Source organism: Pseudothauera rhizosphaerae, assembly GCF_004801305.1.
GTDB lineage: Bacteria > Pseudomonadota > Gammaproteobacteria > Burkholderiales > Rhodocyclaceae > Pseudothauera > Pseudothauera rhizosphaerae.
In genome coordinates, this window is record NZ_SSOD01000015.1 from 1 (window position 1) to 16,930 (window position 16,930).

The following is a 16,930-nucleotide window of genomic DNA, read 5'->3' on the forward strand; positions in this document are numbered from 1 at the left end:
GTACTCCAACTCGGAAAAGCTCGATTGCATCGGCCCACGTCCTGTCATTCGAACACAGCCTCCATTATCTCAAGCGCATCTCTGTGCCGGGGCGCCGGCGGAGGAATAAATCAGCGATTCCCTAGGCGGTATCAGCACGATGGCCAGCTGTGCGAGGTCGATCAGAAGCGCGTCGATTTCGGCCTGGCAGCCGCCAGCCCGTGCAGCGAGCGATAATCGCAAGACAGTGGCATGGCGAAGCCCGGTTTTCTGCAGACCGGCCCTCGTCCATTGCAGTACCGGCCGCCGGGCCGCGCTTGCGGTAGAATCCTGCATCGACCCCCTGCGGCCTGCGCGGCCGCGCTCCTGGCGGATCCACTGCACCGATGACCCTAATCCCGATCGAAAAACGCCGCCGCGGCATCTACATCCTGCCCAACCTGTTCACCACCGCCGCCCTGTTCGCCGGCTTCTACGCCATCGTGCAGGCCATGAACAGCCGCTTCGAATACGCCGCGGTCGCCATCTTCGTGGCCATGATCTTCGACGGCCTGGACGGCCGGGTGGCGCGCCTGACCCACACCCAGAGCGCCTTCGGCGCCGAGTACGATTCCCTGGCCGACATGGTGTCCTTCGGCGCCGCCCCGGCGCTGGTCATGTACGAATGGGCACTGCAGGACCTGGGCAAGCTGGGCTGGATCGCCGCCTTCATCTACTGCGCCGGCGCCGCGCTGCGACTGGCGCGTTTCAACACCAACATCGACGTCATCGACAAGCGCTACTTCCAGGGCCTGCCCAGCCCGGCCGCGGCGGCCCTGATCGCCGGCATGGTGTGGGTGGTCATCGACAACGGCCTCACCGGCGAGGACGTGAACTGGCTCGCCTGCTTCCTGACCGTGTTCGCCGGCATCTCCATGGTCAGCAACGTGCTGTTCTGGAGCGGCAAGGACATCAACCTGCGCAAGAGCGTGCCCTTCATCGTGCTCATCGCGTTGGTGCTGGCCTTCGCGCTGGTCTCCAGCTATCCGCCGGGCGTGCTGTTCGCGCTCTTCCTGGGCTATGCCTTCTCCGGCTACGCGCTGTACGGCTGGCGCTGGCTCAACCGGCGCAGGCGGCGCGCCGAGGCCCAGCGCAACGGGCCGCCGAGCCAGGAACCCCACGACGGCTGAGGGGCGGGCCCCACGCTTGCACACGCTGCGAGAGCTGATCTATAGTCGGCCCATGATTTCCGAACGCGACTCCCTCCCCCCGTCGCTTCGCCCCCTGCCGGCGAGCCTGCTTCCGCTCGGCCCGCTGCTGCGCCCCGCGCGCTGACCATACATCCCCCTCCTCCGCTGCCCGTTCCCTGCATCCGCTGCAGGGAACGTCCGTATTCATCCGCACGAGACCTTCCCCGCTGGAGCCCGACATGAACGACCAACTGATCATCTTCGACACCACCTTGCGCGACGGCGAACAGAGCCCCGGCGCCTCCATGACCCGCGACGAGAAGCTGCGCATCGCCCGCCAGCTCGAACGCATGCGGGTGGACGTGATCGAAGCGGGCTTCGCCGCCGCCTCCAACGGCGACTTCGAATCCGTGCGCGCCATCGCCGAAGCGGTCAAGGAATCCACCGTCTGTTCGCTGGCCCGCGCCAACGAGAACGACATCCGCCGCGCGGGCGAAGCCATCCGCCCGGCCGCCCGCGGGCGCATCCATACCTTCATCGCCACCAGCCCCATCCACATGGAGAAGAAGCTGCGCATGACGCCCGACCAGGTGGTCGAGCAGGCGGTCAAGGCCATCGCCTGGGCGAAGGAATACACCGGCGACATCGAATTCTCCGCCGAAGACGCCGGCCGCTCCGAGATCGACTTCCTGTGCCGCATCTTCGAGGCCGTCATCCACGCTGGCGCCACAACCATCAACGTGCCGGACACGGTGGGCTACAACGTGCCCGAGCAGTTCGCCGCCACCCTCCGCACGCTGATCGAGCGCGTGCCCAACTCGGACAAGGTGGTGTGGTCCGTGCACTGCCACAACGACCTGGGCCTGGCCGTGGCCAACTCGCTGGCCGCCGTGCGCGCCGGCGCGCGCCAGGTGGAATGCACCATCAACGGGCTGGGCGAGCGTGCCGGCAACGCATCCCTGGAGGAAGTGGTCATGGCCGTGCGCACGCGGCGCGACGTGTTCCAGTGCGACACCGGTATCGACACCACGCAGATCGTACCCGCCTCCAAGCTGGTGTCCGGCATCACCGGCTTCCCTGTGCAGCCCAACAAGGCCATCGTCGGCGCCAACGCCTTCGCCCACGAATCCGGCATCCACCAGGACGGCGTGCTCAAGCACCGGGAAACCTACGAGATCATGCGCGCCGAAGACGTGGGCTGGGGCGCCAACAAGCTGGTGCTGGGCAAGCACTCCGGGCGCAACGCCTTCCGCTCGCGCCTGCAAGAGCTGGGCATCGTGATCGAGTCGGAGGACCACCTCAACCACGCCTTCGCCCGCTTCAAGGAACTCGCCGACAAGAAACACGAGATCTTCGACGAGGACCTGCACGCCCTGATGAGCGACGAGGCCACCACGCCGGAACTGGAGCACTACCGCCTGCTGTCCTCCCGCTTCCACTCGGAAACCGGCGAGACGCCGCAGGCGGAGATCACGCTGGCCGTGGGCGGCAACGAGACCCACACCTGCGCCGAGGGCTCCGGCCCGGTGGACGCGGCCTTCAAGGCCATCGAGAGCGTGGCCGGGAGCGGCACCGAACTGCTGCTGTACTCGGTCAACGCCATCACCACCGGCACCGACGCCCAGGGCGAAGTCACCGTGCGCCTGGCGAAGGACGGCCGCGTGGTCAACGGCCAGGGGGCGGACACGGACATCATCGTCGCCTCGGCCAAGGCCTACCTGAACGCGCTCAACAAGCTGCACAGCAAGCTGGAAAGGGTGAATCCACAGGTCTGAGCGTATCTCGCGCAGACCGACGGGGCGGATCGGCCCATGCCGGCCCGCCCCGTTTTCATTCGCCGGCCAGCTTCTGCCGCGACGGGGCGGTGAGCCGCGAGTAGAACATCGTGGAAAAGAACAGCACCAGCGCCAACGCCAGTTCGAGCGCCGCGAACACCCCCGTCAGCCCCGGGTCGCCGACCCGCAGCACGCCCTCGGTGAAGTACAGCAGGGACAGCATGGAGGTCCATTGGTACGTATAGCGCCGGCCGCGCAGGATGCCGAACAGGGGCGCCAGCAGCGGCAGGGCCTTCAGCGTGAGCCAGGAACCGCCCGGACGGATGGGCGCGAGCCAGCCTTCCCACAGCACGCACAGCACGATCAGTGCGATCAGGGCGGCGCTGGCCACCAGTTGCAGTACGGCAGGCCTCATCGCGCCTCCGCCAGCTTCAGCGCGTATTGCGCAAGCAGGCGCCCCTGGGCCTGGGCCAGCGCCGCTTCGTCCGCGCTCAGCACCGGGCTGCCGTCCTGGCCGGCCACGTGGCTGGCGCCGTAGGGCGTGCCGCCGCCGGACGTGGCGTCGAGGGCCGGCTCGGTGTACGGCAGCCCGGCGATCAGCATGCCGTGGTGCAGCAGCGGCAGCATCATGGACAACAGCGTGCTCTCCTGCCCACCGTGCAGGCTGGCGGTGGAAGTGAACACGCAGGCCGGCTTGCCGGCCAGGGTGCCGTTCGCCCAGGGGCCGGCCAGGCCGTCGAGGAAGTACTTCATCGGCGCGGCCATGTTGCCGAAGCGGGTCGGGCTGCCGAGGGCGAGTCCGATGCATTCCTCCAGGTCGCACGCTTCCACGTAGGGCGGGCCGTCGGCAGGAATCGCCTCCTCCACCGCCTCGCACACCGTGGACACCCGCGGCACGGTGCGCACCCGCGCGGCCGCGCCGGGCACCTGGTGCACGCCGCGGGCGATCTGCTCGGCCAGGGCGCGGACGGAGCCGCGGTGACTGTAGTAGAGGATCAGAATCTCTTTCATCGGAACGGGATAAAAAGACGGGGCCGGCGCTGCGCCGGTCGGGGCATGCCGGCTAGAATGCCGGGATTATACCGTTCGCCGGCAGCCCACCCGGGTCGCCGGAACCCGCATCGATGAAATTCCTGTACGCCGCCCGCGACCTCCAGGGCCTGCTGCTCACCCGCTTCCGGGCCACCCATTGCACGCAGGTCGCCGGCAGCCTGGTGTTCACCACCCTGCTCGCGCTCGTACCGCTGATCACCGTGGCCATCGCGCTGTTCAGCAACTTCCCCGGCTTCGCCGAGTTGGGCGATTCCCTGCGCGCCTTCCTGCTGGAGAACCTGCTGCCCGAGCGCGCCGGCCGCATCGTCACCAACTACGCGCTGCAGTTCTCCCAGAAGGCCGCCGGCCTGACCATGCTGGGCACCGCCCTGCTGGTGGTCACCGCGCTGATGCTGCTGTCCACCATCGAGCGGGTGTTCAACCAGATCTGGGGCGTGCGCCAGCCGCGCCCGCTGCTGTTCCGCATCGCGGTGTACTGGTTCGCGCTCACCCTGGGCCCGCTGGTGCTGGGCGGCAGCGTGTTCGCTTCCGGCTACCTGATCAGCGCCTCCATGCAACTGGGCCACCACGTGCCCTACCTGGGCGAACTGGCGGCCCGCCTGCTGCCGCCGGTCATGCTCGCGGCGCTGTTCAGCTATCTCTACTTCGCCGTGCCCAACCATCCGGTGCGCCCGCTGCATGCCCTGGCCGGCGGCATCGCCGCGGCGATCGCCTTCGTGCTCATGCAGCGCGCCTTCGGCCTGTTCATCACCCGCTTTCCGACCTACACGCTGGTCTATGGCGCCTTCGCGGCCCTGCCCATCTTCCTGGTCTGGCTCTACCTGTCCTGGGTCATCGTGCTGCTCGGCGCCCTGGTCACCGCCACGCTGCCGTCCTTCCTCGAACGGCGCCGGGTGGCAGCGCCCTTTCCCGGCGACCGCACCCATGCCGCCCTGAACATGCTGGTGGATCTCGCCCACGCCCAGCACGCCGGCCGCCCGGAGTCCTTCGCCACGCTGCGCACGGGCGCGAGCCTGGCCGACGACCAGTGCGAGAACGTGCTGGGCACGATGTGCGATGCGGGCTGGGTGGCGCGCACCGAGAACGGCGAGTGGGTGCTGGGCATCGCGCCCGAGCGCCTGCGCCTGTCGGACGTGATCGCCCGTTTCGCGCTGGCGCCCGAGTCCTGGCTGCAGGCCACCGCCGGTTCGCCCGCGCAGCGGGCGGCCGAACGCTTCGCCGCCGCCCTGTGCCAGGCGGACCTCACGCTCGCCGAACTGCTTGCCGGCGGCGCCGAAACTCACAACGGGTAGGGGTCGATCTCGTACTGCAGCAGTTCGATGTTCGCGGTCTGCATGTCCAGGCTGGTCACCCTGCCCTGGGCCACGTACAGGCGGCCCCCGTCGCTGATCAGGACGAAGCGCCGCGACGTGTAGGAGCCCGTCTGCACCAGGATGGCCGGACCGTGGCGCACGCCGGGCAGCGGCGGCAGCACCAGTGCCGGAGTCATGGTCTTCACGTCGCCGCCGCGGAAACCCACGGTCGCGGCCTCTCCGCCCTGGGCGATGACCTGCAGGCCGAGTTCGACCTGCTCGGCATCGTCGCTGCGAATCCAGCGCACGATGCACAGCGACCACGGCTTGCCCGCATGGGGGCGCAAGGCCAGCACCATGCCGGCGCTGAGCACGCCGGACACCCCGGACACGCTGATGATGGCGTAACCGCCGGGGCTTTCGTTGTACACCATCCACTCGGCGATGCGGGCGTGCTGTTCGCCGCGCTGGAACAGTTCCCAGATGGCGCGCAGGCCGGCGCACACCTGCACCGTGTATTCCTGGTGCTGGCGCGGGCTCTCGCGATACGGCGGCGCATTCCAGCGCTCGTGCATGCGGCGCAGCAGGGACAGCACCTCGACCGGGGTCAGGCCGGCGGGCAGGCCCGAATGCTCCGAATCGAGCAGTTCCACGTCGCGTTCCAGGCCGAGCACTTCGGCCTGCGCGATGCGCAGTTCCAGCCATTCCAGGCGATCGGCGACGGCTTGCGCGAGGGCATCCGAATTGAAATAGAACAGGCCCGGCGCTCCGCCCGAGCCGCGGCGCGACGCCGCCACCGGCGCCTCGTCCCGCGCCGGGTCCATCCAGTACAGGGAGGATTCCGGCGCCGAACGCACCCGCCCGACCCGCCCGTCGGCCTCCGCATTCTCCAGGTAGTCGTGCACCCAGACCAGCTCGCGCCCGGTCAGGCTCTCCGGCTGCAGCGCGGCGACCGCCAGAATGCGGCTGGCCGCGGCCAGCGCCGCGGCGCCTTCGCCCTCGGCACCGCCGCCGAACAGTTCGGCCAGACCGAACAGCGCATACACCTGCAGCCAGAAGCCCGTCGGCGGCTGGGCGCCTATCATGCAGGCAAACAGGTAGGCCTCGCCGGACAGACGCAATGCACGCTCGGTGAGTGCGCCGCGCTCGGCGCGCGGCGCCCCGAACCAGCGCCCGCGAACGTCTTCCAGCCCCAGTTGAAAGCCCGCCGCCAGATCGAGCAGGGCATCGACCAACCCTTCGACCGGTTGCCGCAATTCGGGCCCGAGCGGCAGCGGTGCGTTGAGCAGGCGGGCGCGGAAGCGTTCGGCGATGTCGCGCGCGCGCCAGTCCAGTTGCGTCAGGCAGTCCAGATACTCGTCGGCGGAGCGTACCGCCCCGCGCAGTTCGCGGACATGCGCCCGCAGCGCGTCAAGGTCGGCGGCCGGATCGTCGGCCGGCTCGGCCGCAAGCCAGGCCGTCACGGCCGATACCGAAGAAGATTGTTGTTCTGGCGCCTGCATCGTTAAGGGCTTTCCGCTGTGATCTGCGCATTCTATTCAAAATCGCCATGCCTCGCGGGTCATCGCCCGGCCGCCGGGCGAAAAAACCTCTGCCGACGGGCATCCCCGAGGGCGCCGGGGCCAAGATCGTACTTGTCTGCCCGGGCGCGATCCGCTATAGTTCCGCGTTTTCCGAATCTTCCGATCAGGATACCCAGATGGTCGTCATTCGTCTTGCCCGTGGCGGCGCCAAGAAGCGCCCGTTCTACAACATCGTCGCCGCCGAGTCGCGCAACCGCCGCGACGGCCGCTTCATCGAGCGCGTCGGCTTCTACAACCCCGTGGCTTCCGGCGCCGAGAAGAGCCTGGTGATCAACACCGAGCGCCTGAGCTACTGGCAGCAGAACGGTGCCCAGCTCTCCGACACCGTCGCCCGCCTGGTGAAGCAGGCTGCCGCGGCCGCCTGAGCGGTACGCAAGGCAGCACCATGATCGTACTGGGGCGCATCGTCGCCCCTTTTGGCGTTCAGGGCTGGGTCAGGATCCACCCTTTCGGGGATGATCCGCTGTCCTGGCGCAAGATGCCGCAGTGGTGGCTGGCTCCGGCCGACGACGTGCCCGACGAAGCGTGGCGCCCGATGACGCTGACGGGCTGTCGGGCGCACGGCAAGGGGCTGGCGGCCGCCTTTGCCGAGGCAGCGGACCGCAACGCGGCCGAAGCGCTGGATGGCTGGTACATCGGCGCCCCGCGCGAGGCGCTGCCGGCCACCGGGGCGGACGAATACTACTGGCACGATTTGATCGGGCTGGCGGTGGAGAACGAGGCCGGCGAGGCATTGGGCACGGTTTCCGGCCTGCTCTCGACCGGCGTGCATGATGTGTTGCAGGTGCAGGACGGCGAAGCCGAACGGCTGATTCCCTTCGTCGCCGCCTACGTGCAGGAAGTGGATCCCGCCGCCCGGCGCATCCGGGTGAGCTGGGAGAAAGACTGGTAGCGAGGAACAGCCTTGGCGAACGGCGAGGCGGCAGGCGGGGCAGGCAGCAATCCGATGCGGCGCTTCGACGTGGTGACGCTGTTCCCGGAGATGTTCGCCGCCCTCACCGGCAGCGGCATCACGCGGCGGGCGCAGGATCGCGGTCTGTACCGGATCGCTTTCCACAACCCGCGGGACTTCACCACCGACGTGCATCGCACGGTGGATGACCGTCCCTACGGCGGCGGGCCGGGCATGGTGATGCTGGCGGAACCGCTGGAGCAGGCGATCCGTCAGGCCCGCCGGGCGCAGCAGGATGCGCTGGGCCAGGCTGGACGGGTGATCTACCTGTCGCCCCAGGGGCGCAGGCTGGACCACGAAAAGGTATTGGCGCTTGCCGCGCAGCCCGCCCTGGTGCTGCTGTGCGGCCGCTACGAAGGCATCGACCAGCGCTTGCTGGACCGCTGCGTCGATGAAGAGGTTTCCCTCGGCGACTTCGTGCTGTCGGGCGGCGAGTTGGCGGCCATGGTGCTGCTGGACGCCATCGTGCGGCAGTTGCCGGGGGCGCTGAACGATGCGGATTCGGCGCGCGAGGATTCGTTCGCGGACGGCTTGCTGGATTGTCCGCACTACACCCGCCCGGAGGTGTACCAGGGCGAGGCGGTACCGGCGGTATTGATGTCCGGCAACCACGCGGCCATCCGCCGCTGGCGGCTCAAGCAGTCCCTGGGCCGTACCAGCCTGTTGCGCCCCGACCTGCTGGCCGGGCGCCGGCTGAGCAAGGAAGAATCAAACCTGCTCGACGAGTTCGAGCGGGAGCAGGAAGGAACGCCCGGCGCCGGCACGGACTGAGCGTTCCCTTACAAACCGCATCGCACCAGGTACGCCTGCTCTGCATGCAAGGCCAAAGGCCGTTAGATACGACAGGAGTCACAGATGAACCTGATTCAGCAGCTCGAACAGGAAGAAATCACCCGCCTGACCGAAGGCAAGACCATCCCCGAGTTCGCCCCCGGTGACACCGTGGTGGTGCAGGTCAAGGTCAAGGAAGGCAACCGCGAACGTCTCCAGGCCTACGAAGGCGTGGTGATCGCCAAGCGCAACCGCGGCCTCAACTCCAACTTCATCGTGCGCAAGATCTCCTCCGGCGAAGGCGTGGAACGTACGTTCCAGACCTACTCCCCGCTGGTGGCCAGCATCGAGGTCAAGCGCCGCGGTGACGTGCGTCGCGCCAAGCTGTACTACCTGCGCCAGCGTTCCGGCAAGTCCGCCCGGATCAAGGAAAAGCTCGACTACAAGGCGGTTGCGGCGAAGAAGCAGCAACAGGCCTGAGCGGCTGCAGGCAGGTAATGCGAAACGGGCCTTCGGGCCCGTTTCGTCGTTTACGCCGCCCGCGCAGGCGGGCGGCCTTCAGCGCCGCTCCACCGCGTACAGCAGCGCGCCGGCGGCGAGCAGGAAGAGCAAGCTGGGGGTGATCGCGGCCATCAGCGGCGGCCACGCGTTGATCACGCCGAGGCTGGAGAACAGGCCGTTGAGCAGGTGGAAGCCGACGCCGACCATGACGCCGATGAAGATGCGCACGTTCACCCCGCTGCTGCGGCGATCGTGCACGAAGGCGAAAGGCAGCGCCAGCGCGATCATCACCAGCGCGGCGAGCGGATAGGTGAGCTTCTTCCACAGCGCGATCTCGTAGCGCTCCGTGCTCTGCCGGTTCTCCTCCAGGTGGCGGATGTAGGCGTACAGCGCATTCACCGACATGCGCTCGGGGGCCACCATCAGCACGCTCAGCACCTCCGGCGTGAGTTCGGAACGCCAGGTGATCTCCGGCAGTTCGACCACGGCAGTGGCGTCGTCGCCGAAGCGGGTCTGGCGCACGCCGGTGAGCCGCCAACTGGCGGCCGCCACGTCGTAACGCCCGGATTCGGCCTCGCTGATGGAGACCATCTGGTTGTGCTCGTCGAACTCGAAGATGCGCACCCGCTCCATGCTGCGGTCCGGGCGCAGCGTGCGCGCATTGACCACGCGCGGACCGTCCTTGACCCACAGGCCGGAGCGCAGTTGCTGGGACACCGTGGCCTGGGTGGCCATCAGCCGCCACTGCTGGGCCGCACGTTCGGCCGGCGGCGCAAGGTATTCGCCGAACACGAAGGTGACGATCACGAACACCACGCCGATCAAGCCGAGAATGCGCACCAGCGCTGCGTTGGACAGACCCGAGGCGCGCATCACGGTGATCTCGGAATGGCGCGCCAGCGCGGTCAGCGCATACAGCGTGCCGATCAGCACGACGATGGGCATCAGCTCGTAGACCCGGCTGGGCAGCGTCATGAGCACGTAGATCAGCGCGTGATGCAGCTCGTAGCCCTGCTTGCCCACGTCCTCGAGTTCGTTGATGAAATCGAAGAAGGCGAACAGGCCCAGGAATGCCACCAGCACGAGTGCGGTCGCGGCGAAGATCTCGCGCGCCAGGTAGCGCCACAGCACGCGGCTCATGCGCGCGCCCGCCAGAACGGCGACACCGCCAGGCGGCGGTAGAACATCAGTGCCAGCAGCATGACGACCACCAGGTGCGGCAGCAGCACGCCGGCCTCGAACGGAATGCGCCCGCGCGCCACCCAGGCCTGGCAGATGGAAACCGCGTTGCTGTAGATCAGGTAGGTCAGCACGGCCACGATCAGGTTGTTGGTGCGCCCGGCGCGCGGATTGACGAAGGACAGCGGAATCGCCAGCAAGGCCAGCAGCAGCGCGGCCACCGGCATGCCGATGCGGCCGAGCAGCTCACCCAGGTTGCGCGCATCCGGTTCGGCGAGCAGTTCGGCGGTGGGCATGGCGCGGGTGCGCAGCGCGCGGCCGGCCACGGCGCGCGGCTCGACCAGCACCGAATAGCGGTCGAACTCCATCACCCGGTATTCGGCGGTGCCCGGCACGCCCTCGTAGCGGCGGCCCTGTTCCAGCACCACGTAGCGGTCGCCGTCCTCGTCCACGAGGACCGAGCCTTCGGCGGAAACGATCACGCCATGACGGCCGTTCTCGCCTTCGCTGCTGACGAAGACGTTCTTGACCTTCTCCCCCTCGCCGGCACCCACCTCGACGAAGAACACCCGCTGCGCCCCTGCCGATTCGCGGAACACCCCCGGGGAGACGCGGGAGCTGTCGTCGCGGCTCTCCAGACGGTCGCGATAGTCGATGCTCATGCGCTCGGCCCACGGCGACAGGAACAGCGTGGCCGCCGCGACCACGGCGACCAGCGGCACGGCGAAGCGCAGCACGGGACGGATCCAGGCGGTGAGCGGCACGCCTGCGGCGAACCACACCACCATCTCGGAATCCCGGTAGGAGCGCGACAAGGACATCAGCACGGCGATGAACACCGTCAGCGACAGCACCACCGGCAGGCGCGCCAGCGCGCCGAAGCCGATCAGCGCCAGCACCGCGTCGGAGGGAATCTTGCCCCCGGCCGCATCGCCCAGCATGCGGATCAGCACCGTGGTGATGAGGATGGCGAACAGCGCCACGAACACGGCGGCGGCCGAATGGGCGAATTCGCGCTGCAAGGCGCGCCGGAAGATCATTGCGCGGGAGGAAAGGAGGCCGAGGGGGAACCGGGGATTCTTGTTGTGCGAAAGGGCGTGGCGGCGGACTGGACTTTTGACGGCCTCGACGCGAAAGCGCCATAATCGGCGACGTTTCGCGACACGCCCCTTCCCAAGGAACAGCGCATGGAATTTACCATAAAGACGGCTTCGCCGGAGAAGCTCGCCACCGGCACCCTGGTGGTCGGCGTGCTCGCCGGCGAGAAGCTCACCGGCCCCGCCGCCGCCCTCGACAAGGCCGCCAAGGGCAAGCTCGCCGCCCTGATCAAGCGCGGCGACCTGGAAGAAAAGGCCGGTTCCCAACTGCTGGTACACGATCTGCCCGGCACCGCGAGCGAACGGGTGCTGCTGGTCAGCCTGGGCAAGAAGGAAGACCTGGGCGACAAGGCCTGGCGCGATGCGGTATCCGCCGCCGCCAAGGCACTCGCCGCCGGCCCCGCGAAGGAAGCCGCCGTATGCCTGGCCGACGTGGACCTGCCGAACCGCGACCTCGCCTGGCGCCTGCTGCAGGCCACCCGCCTGCTGGCCGACGGCGCCTACCGCTACGACGCCCCCAAGGCGAACAACGGCAAGGCCGCCAGGGAACGCGGCGCGCGCAAGGTCACGCTGGCGATCGCCGACAAGGTCAACGCCGAACTGGAAAACGCCGTCAAGTGCGGCCAGGCCATCGCCGAAGGCATGGCTCTGGCGCGCGACCTGGGCAACAAGCCGGGCAACGTGTGCACCCCCACCCACCTGGCGGAAACCGCCCAGTCCCTGGGCAAGCAGTTCAAGTTCAAGGTCGAGGTGCTCGACCGCGCCGCCATGGAAAAGCTCGGCATGGGGGCGCTCCTCTCGGTGGCGCGCGGCTCCCACGAACCGCCGCGCTTCATCGTCATGCAGTACAAGGGCGGCAAGGCCAAGGACAAGCCGGTGGTGCTGGTGGGCAAGGGCATCACCTTCGACACCGGCGGCATCTCCATCAAGCCCGCCGCCGAGATGGACGAGATGAAGTTCGACATGTGCGGCGCGGCCAGCGTGCTGGGCACCTTCAAGGCGCTCGCCCGCATGGCGCTGCCCATCAACGTGGTCGGCCTGATCCCGACCACCGAGAACATGCCCGGCGGCAGCGCCACCAAACCCGGCGACGTGGTCACCTCCCTGTCCGGGCAGACCATCGAAGTCCTCAATACCGACGCCGAAGGGCGGCTCGTCCTGTGCGACGCGCTGACCTATGCGGAGCGCTTCAAGCCCGTCTGCGTCGTGGATATCGCCACCCTCACCGGCGCCTGCGTGGTGGCCCTGGGCAAGATCCCCAGCGGCCTGCTCGCCAACGACGACGAACTGGCCGCCGAACTCCTCGCGCGCGGCACCGAATCCGGCGACCGGGCCTGGCAACTGCCCCTGTGGGACGAATACCAGGAACTGCTGAAGAGCAACTTCGCCGACATGGGCAACATCGGCGGGCGCTACGCCGGCACCATCACCGCGGCCTGCTTCCTCGCCCGCTTCACCAAGGCCTACAAGTGGGCGCATCTGGACATCGCCGGCACGGCCTGGCTGTCCGGCGACAACAAGGGTGCCACCGGCCGCCCGGTGCCGCTGCTGAGCCAGTTCCTGATCGCCCGCGCGAGCGGCGCCGGAGCCTGAGCCCCGTGCCCCGGGTGCAGTTCTACCACGACGCTCCCGACCGCATCGCGCTGGCCTGCGAGCTGGCTGCGCGCGCCTATGCGGGCGGGCGGCAGGTGGCGCTGCGCACGGCCGACGGCGCCCTCGCGCGACGGCTGGACCAGGCCCTGTGGAGCTTCGAGCAGCTCGCCTTCGTGCCCCACGTGATGGCCGATTCGCCGCTGGCCGCCGAGACCCCGGTGGTCATCGGCCGCGGCGACGCGCCCGCCGCCTGGCCGCACGGGGACATCCTGTTCAACCTCGCCGACGATCTGCCGCCGGACCTGGAACGTTTCCGCGTGGTGGTGGAGATCGTCGGCCAGAGCGAGGCCGAGAAGGCCCCCGCCCGCCAGCGCTACCGCCACTACAAGCAGCTCGGCCTGCCCATCCAGCCCTTCGACGCGGTGCGCCGGGAGGCGATGTGAACCCCTGGCAGCCCCCCTCTTCCCCCTCCCCGCTGCAGGAGGACGAGTTCCAGGAGGCCGACCGCCTGCTCGACCAGGCCGACGCCCTGCTCCGCCGCCATCGCACCGGCGATGCCTCGCCGGCCGGGCCGGAACCGGCGGAAGGCGACGACCTGCCCATCCTGACCGACGTGGTGGACGAGTCCGAACTCGATCTGCCGCTGGTGGCCGAAGCTCCGCCCACCGAACTGCCCCCCGACTTCGGTGCCCCGCCGGAGGCCCTGCCGCCTGCCCCGGCAGCGGACGCGATCCCCGCTCCCGCCCCGGCAGCGCCGGCCCCCGCCGGCACCGGCTTCGAAGCGCCCGCCCCCGATCTCCTGACCGAGCGCCTGATCCGCCTCGACACCGAGCTCTCGCGCGAAGTCGAACGCTGGGTCAACGTCGAGTTCCCGCAGATCCTCGCCCGCGAACTGGACCGCCTCACCCAGCGCATGCAGACGGAAATGCTCGCCCATCTGCGCGCCACCCTGCTCTCCGAGCTGTCCGACCGCATCAGCAACCTGCTCGACCACCAGACGCAGGAACCGCCGGCGCGGCGCTGATCCTCCTCCGATGCCGCCGCTGCGCGCACCGGGCGGAGCGGGCGCATCCGCTATAATCCGCGCTTTGCCTCAACGCGCTCTGGAACACCATGGAACTGGCCAAAAGCTTCGAGCCCGCCGACATCGAGCGCCGCTGGTACCCGGAATGGGAATCCCGCGGCTACTTCGACGCCGGCCTCGACAAGTCGAACCCCAACGCCTTCTGCATCCTGCTGCCGCCGCCCAACGTCACCGGCACGCTGCACATGGGGCACGGCTTCAACCAGACCATCATGGACGCGCTCACCCGCTACCACCGCATGAAGGGTGACAACACCCTGTGGCAGCCGGGCACGGACCACGCCGGCATCGCCACGCAGATCGTCGTCGAACGCCAGCTCGACGCCCAGGGCATCTCCCGCCACGACCTCGGCCGCAAGAAGTTCCTCGAAAAAGTGTGGGAGTGGAAGGAATACTCCGGCGGCACCATCACCCGCCAGATGCGGCGGCTGGGCACCAGCCCGGACTGGAAGCGCGAACGCTTCACCATGGACGAGGGGCTGTCGAAGACCGTCACCGAAACCTTCGTCCGTCTCTACAACGAAGGCCTGATCTACCGCGGCAAGCGCCTGGTGAACTGGGACCCGGTGCTGCACACGGCGGTGTCTGACCTGGAAGTGGTGCAGGAAGAAGAAGACGGCTTCATGTGGCACATCGCCTATCCGCTGGCCGATGGGTCCGGTTCGCTCACGGTGGCCACGACGCGGCCGGAAACCATGCTCGGCGACACCGCCGTGATGGTGCATCCGGAAGACGAACGCTACGCCCAGCTGATCGGCAAGACGGTGAAACTCCCCCTCACCGGGCGCGAGATTCCGGTTATCGCCGATGAATACGTGGACCGGGAATTCGGCACCGGCGTCGTCAAGGTCACGCCGGCGCACGACTTCAACGACTACGCCGTGGGCCAGCGCCACGGTCTGCCGGTGATCTCCATCCTCACGCTCACCGGCTCGATCAACGAGCACGCGCCCGAAAAATATCGCGGCCTCGACCGCTTCGACGCACGCAAGGCCGTCGTCGCCGACCTCGAAGCTGAGGGAATACTGGCCAAGGTCGACAAGCACAAGCTCAAGGTGCCGCGCGGCGACCGCACCGGCGTGGTCATCGAACCCATGCTCACCGACCAGTGGTTCGTCGCCATGAGCAAGCCCGGCGCGGACGGCAAGAGCATCACCCAAAAGGCGCTGGACGTGGTGGCCTCGGGCGAGATCAGGTTCTACCCGGAAAACTGGGTGAACACCTACAACCAGTGGCTCAACAACATCCAGGACTGGTGCATCTCCCGCCAGCTCTGGTGGGGTCACCAGATTCCCGCCTGGTACGGCGTCAATGGCGAGGTTTTCGTCGCCCGCAGCGAACAGGAAGCCCGCGCGCTGGCGGACGAAGCGGGCTACGCGGGCCAACTGGACCGCGACGAGGACGTGCTCGATACCTGGTATTCCTCCGCGCTGTGGCCCTTCTCCACGCTGGACTGGACGCCGGAGTGGCCCGCGCAGAGCAACCCCGCGCTCGACCTCTACCTGCCCTCCACCGTGCTCGTCACCGGCTTCGACATCATCTTCTTCTGGGTCGCGCGCATGGTGATGATGACCAAGCACATCACCGGGAAGATCCCCTTCAAGCACGTCTATGTGCACGGCCTCATCCGCGACGCGGAAGGCCAGAAGATGAGCAAGTCCAAAGGCAACGTGCTCGACCCCATCGACCTCATTGACGGCATCGGCATCGAAGACCTGGTCAAGAAGCGCACCTTCGGCCTGATGAACCCCAAGCAGGCGCAGAGCATCGAGAAGAAGACGCGCAAGGAATTCCCCGAAGGCATCCCCGCCTTCGGCACCGACGCGCTGCGCTTCACCTTCGCCAGCCTCGCCAGCCCGGGCCGCGACATCAAGTTCGACCTCGCCCGCTGCGAGGGCTACCGCAACTTCTGCAACAAGCTGTGGAACGCCACCCGCTTCGTGCTGATGAACGTGGAAGGCCACGACACGGGCCTCGCCGCCACCGGCCCCGCCTGCGGCGGCAGCGCCCCCCTGAGCTTCTCCTTCGCCGACCACTGGATCGTTTCCCGCCTGCAACGGGCCGAAGCCGAGGTGGCCGAACAGTTCGACGCCTACCGCTTCGACCTCGCCGCCAAGGCCATCTACGAGTTCGTCTGGGACGAGTACTGCGACTGGTACCTGGAACTGGCCAAGGTGCAGATCCAGGGCGGCGACGAAGCGGTCCAGCGGGCCACCCGCCGCACGCTGATCCGCGTGCTGGAAACCGTGCTGCGCCTGGCCCACCCGCTGATCCCCTTCATCACCGAGGAGCTGTGGCAGACCGTGGCCCCGCTGGCCGGCCACAAGGAGGCCGACAGCATCATGCTGGTGCGCTACCCGCAGGCCGATCCGGGCCGCCTCAACGCCGCCGCCGAGGGCAAGGTGGCCGAACTGAAGCAGCTCGTCTACGCCTGCCGCAACCTGCGCGGCGAAATGGGCATCTCCCCCGCCCAGCGCCTGCCGCTGGTGGCCGCGGGCGATGCCGCCGCGCTGCGGCCCTTCGTGCCCTACCTCGCCGGGCTGGCCAAGCTGGCCGACGTCGAGCTGGTGCCCGACATCCCGGCCGACGCCCTGGCACCGGTGGCGGTGGTGGGCGAAACCCGGCTGATGCTCAAGGTGGAGATCGACCTGGCCGCCGAGCGGGAACGCCTGGGCAAGGAAATCGCCCGCCTGGAAGGCGAGATCGCCAAGGCCGAAGGCAAGCTCGGCAACGCCAGCTTCGTCGAGCGTGCTCCGGCCGCGGTCGTGGCCCAGGAGCGCGAGCGCCTGGCGGGCTTCCGCTCCACGCTGGAAACCCTGCGCCCGCAACTGGCGAAACTGGCCGGCCGCTGATCGGCGCATCCCCCAAAGCGAACAGGCCACCCGCGGGTGGCCTGTGTTTT

The 16,930-nt window shown here is 68.4% G+C and carries 16 protein-coding genes; 11 read left to right on the plus strand and 5 right to left on the minus strand.

Annotated features, from left to right (window positions below):
* Positions 1-365 precede the first annotated feature (365 nt).
* Both pssA and E6O51_RS16525 read left to right on the plus strand, forming a co-directional pair.
* A complete protein-coding gene (gene pssA, locus E6O51_RS16520) occupies positions 366-1,148 on the plus strand; it encodes a CDP-diacylglycerol--serine O-phosphatidyltransferase (protein WP_136386111.1) in 783 nt (260 codons plus the stop codon).
* Between the two features lie 239 nt (positions 1,149-1,387).
* Positions 1,388-2,923, plus strand: coding sequence for a 2-isopropylmalate synthase (locus E6O51_RS16525; protein WP_136386112.1), 1,536 nt, complete (start codon positions 1,388-1,390; stop codon positions 2,921-2,923).
* Positions 2,924-2,978: 55 nt separating this feature from the next.
* Here E6O51_RS16525 and E6O51_RS16530 read toward each other — a convergent pair whose 3' ends face one another.
* Both E6O51_RS16530 and wrbA read right to left on the minus strand, forming a co-directional pair.
* On the minus strand, positions 2,979-3,338 hold the full coding sequence (locus tag E6O51_RS16530; RefSeq protein ID WP_136386113.1) for a DUF2069 domain-containing protein: 360 nt from the start codon (positions 3,336-3,338) through the stop codon (positions 2,979-2,981).
* The gene (gene wrbA / locus E6O51_RS16535; RefSeq protein WP_136386114.1) at positions 3,335-3,934 is read right to left on the minus strand and encodes an NAD(P)H:quinone oxidoreductase; all 600 of its coding nucleotides are present in this window, start codon (positions 3,932-3,934) and stop codon (positions 3,335-3,337) included. Before wrbA ends, E6O51_RS16530 begins: the two co-directional genes overlap by 4 nt.
* Before the next feature lie 113 nt (positions 3,935-4,047).
* Between wrbA and E6O51_RS16540 the strand changes: the two genes are divergently transcribed.
* The gene (locus tag E6O51_RS16540; RefSeq protein WP_136386115.1) at positions 4,048-5,268 is read left to right on the plus strand and encodes a YihY family inner membrane protein; all 1,221 of its coding nucleotides are present in this window, start codon (positions 4,048-4,050) and stop codon (positions 5,266-5,268) included.
* On the opposite strand, the gene E6O51_RS16545 is transcribed toward E6O51_RS16540, so the two are convergent.
* Positions 5,256-6,731 carry a hypothetical protein gene (locus tag E6O51_RS16545; RefSeq protein WP_230976822.1) on the minus strand — a complete coding sequence of 492 codons (1,476 nt, stop codon included), beginning with the start codon at positions 6,729-6,731 and terminating at the stop codon, positions 5,256-5,258. The two genes, E6O51_RS16540 and E6O51_RS16545, sit on opposite strands and share 13 nt — an antisense overlap.
* Positions 6,732-6,967: 236 nt before the next feature.
* Here E6O51_RS16545 and rpsP point away from each other — a divergent pair, with 236 nt between their 5' ends.
* The 4 genes from rpsP to rplS all read left to right on the plus strand — a co-directional run bounded on the left by rpsP (position 6,968) and on the right by rplS (position 9,054).
* A complete protein-coding gene (rpsP, locus tag E6O51_RS16550; RefSeq protein ID WP_136386117.1) occupies positions 6,968-7,216 on the plus strand; it encodes a 30S ribosomal protein S16 in 249 nt (82 codons plus the stop codon).
* A gap of 20 nt (positions 7,217-7,236) precedes the next feature.
* Positions 7,237-7,743, plus strand: a complete 507-nt coding sequence (gene rimM / locus E6O51_RS16555) for a ribosome maturation factor RimM (protein ID WP_136386118.1) — start codon at positions 7,237-7,239, stop codon at positions 7,741-7,743.
* A gap of 54 nt (positions 7,744-7,797) precedes the next feature.
* Positions 7,798-8,574: a tRNA (guanosine(37)-N1)-methyltransferase TrmD gene (gene trmD, locus E6O51_RS16560; protein WP_136386197.1), complete on the plus strand. Its 777-nt coding sequence runs from the start codon at positions 7,798-7,800 to the stop codon at positions 8,572-8,574.
* Positions 8,575-8,658: 84 nt separating this feature from the next.
* On the plus strand, positions 8,659-9,054 hold the full coding sequence (gene rplS / locus E6O51_RS16565; protein WP_136386119.1) for a 50S ribosomal protein L19: 396 nt from the start codon (positions 8,659-8,661) through the stop codon (positions 9,052-9,054).
* A 78-nt stretch (positions 9,055-9,132) separates the two neighbouring features.
* Here the strand turns inward: rplS and lptG are convergent, their stop codons facing one another.
* The gene (gene lptG / locus E6O51_RS16570; protein WP_136386120.1) at positions 9,133-10,215 is read right to left on the minus strand and encodes an LPS export ABC transporter permease LptG; all 1,083 of its coding nucleotides are present in this window, start codon (positions 10,213-10,215) and stop codon (positions 9,133-9,135) included.
* Positions 10,212-11,294 (minus strand): LPS export ABC transporter permease LptF, encoded by a 1,083-nt coding sequence (gene lptF / locus E6O51_RS16575; protein WP_136386121.1) that lies wholly within the window; start codon positions 11,292-11,294, stop codon positions 10,212-10,214. Before lptF ends, lptG begins: the two co-directional genes overlap by 4 nt.
* Positions 11,295-11,441: 147 nt before the next feature.
* On the opposite strand from lptF, the gene E6O51_RS16580 reads away from it, so the two are divergent.
* From E6O51_RS16580 to E6O51_RS16595, 4 genes are all read left to right on the plus strand, one after another.
* Complete coding sequence (locus E6O51_RS16580) at positions 11,442-12,944, plus strand: leucyl aminopeptidase (RefSeq protein ID WP_136386122.1); 1,503 nt, start codon at positions 11,442-11,444, stop codon at positions 12,942-12,944.
* A gap of 5 nt (positions 12,945-12,949) precedes the next feature.
* Positions 12,950-13,387 (plus strand): DNA polymerase III subunit chi, encoded by a 438-nt coding sequence (locus E6O51_RS16585; protein ID WP_136386123.1) that lies wholly within the window; start codon positions 12,950-12,952, stop codon positions 13,385-13,387.
* Positions 13,384-13,968 (plus strand): hypothetical protein, encoded by a 585-nt coding sequence (locus E6O51_RS16590; protein ID WP_230976823.1) that lies wholly within the window; start codon positions 13,384-13,386, stop codon positions 13,966-13,968. Before E6O51_RS16585 ends, E6O51_RS16590 begins: the two co-directional genes overlap by 4 nt.
* An 89-nt stretch (positions 13,969-14,057) precedes the next feature.
* Complete coding sequence (locus tag E6O51_RS16595) at positions 14,058-16,880, plus strand: valine--tRNA ligase (RefSeq protein WP_136386124.1); 2,823 nt, start codon at positions 14,058-14,060, stop codon at positions 16,878-16,880.
* The last annotated feature ends 50 nt before the right edge of the window (positions 16,881-16,930 follow it).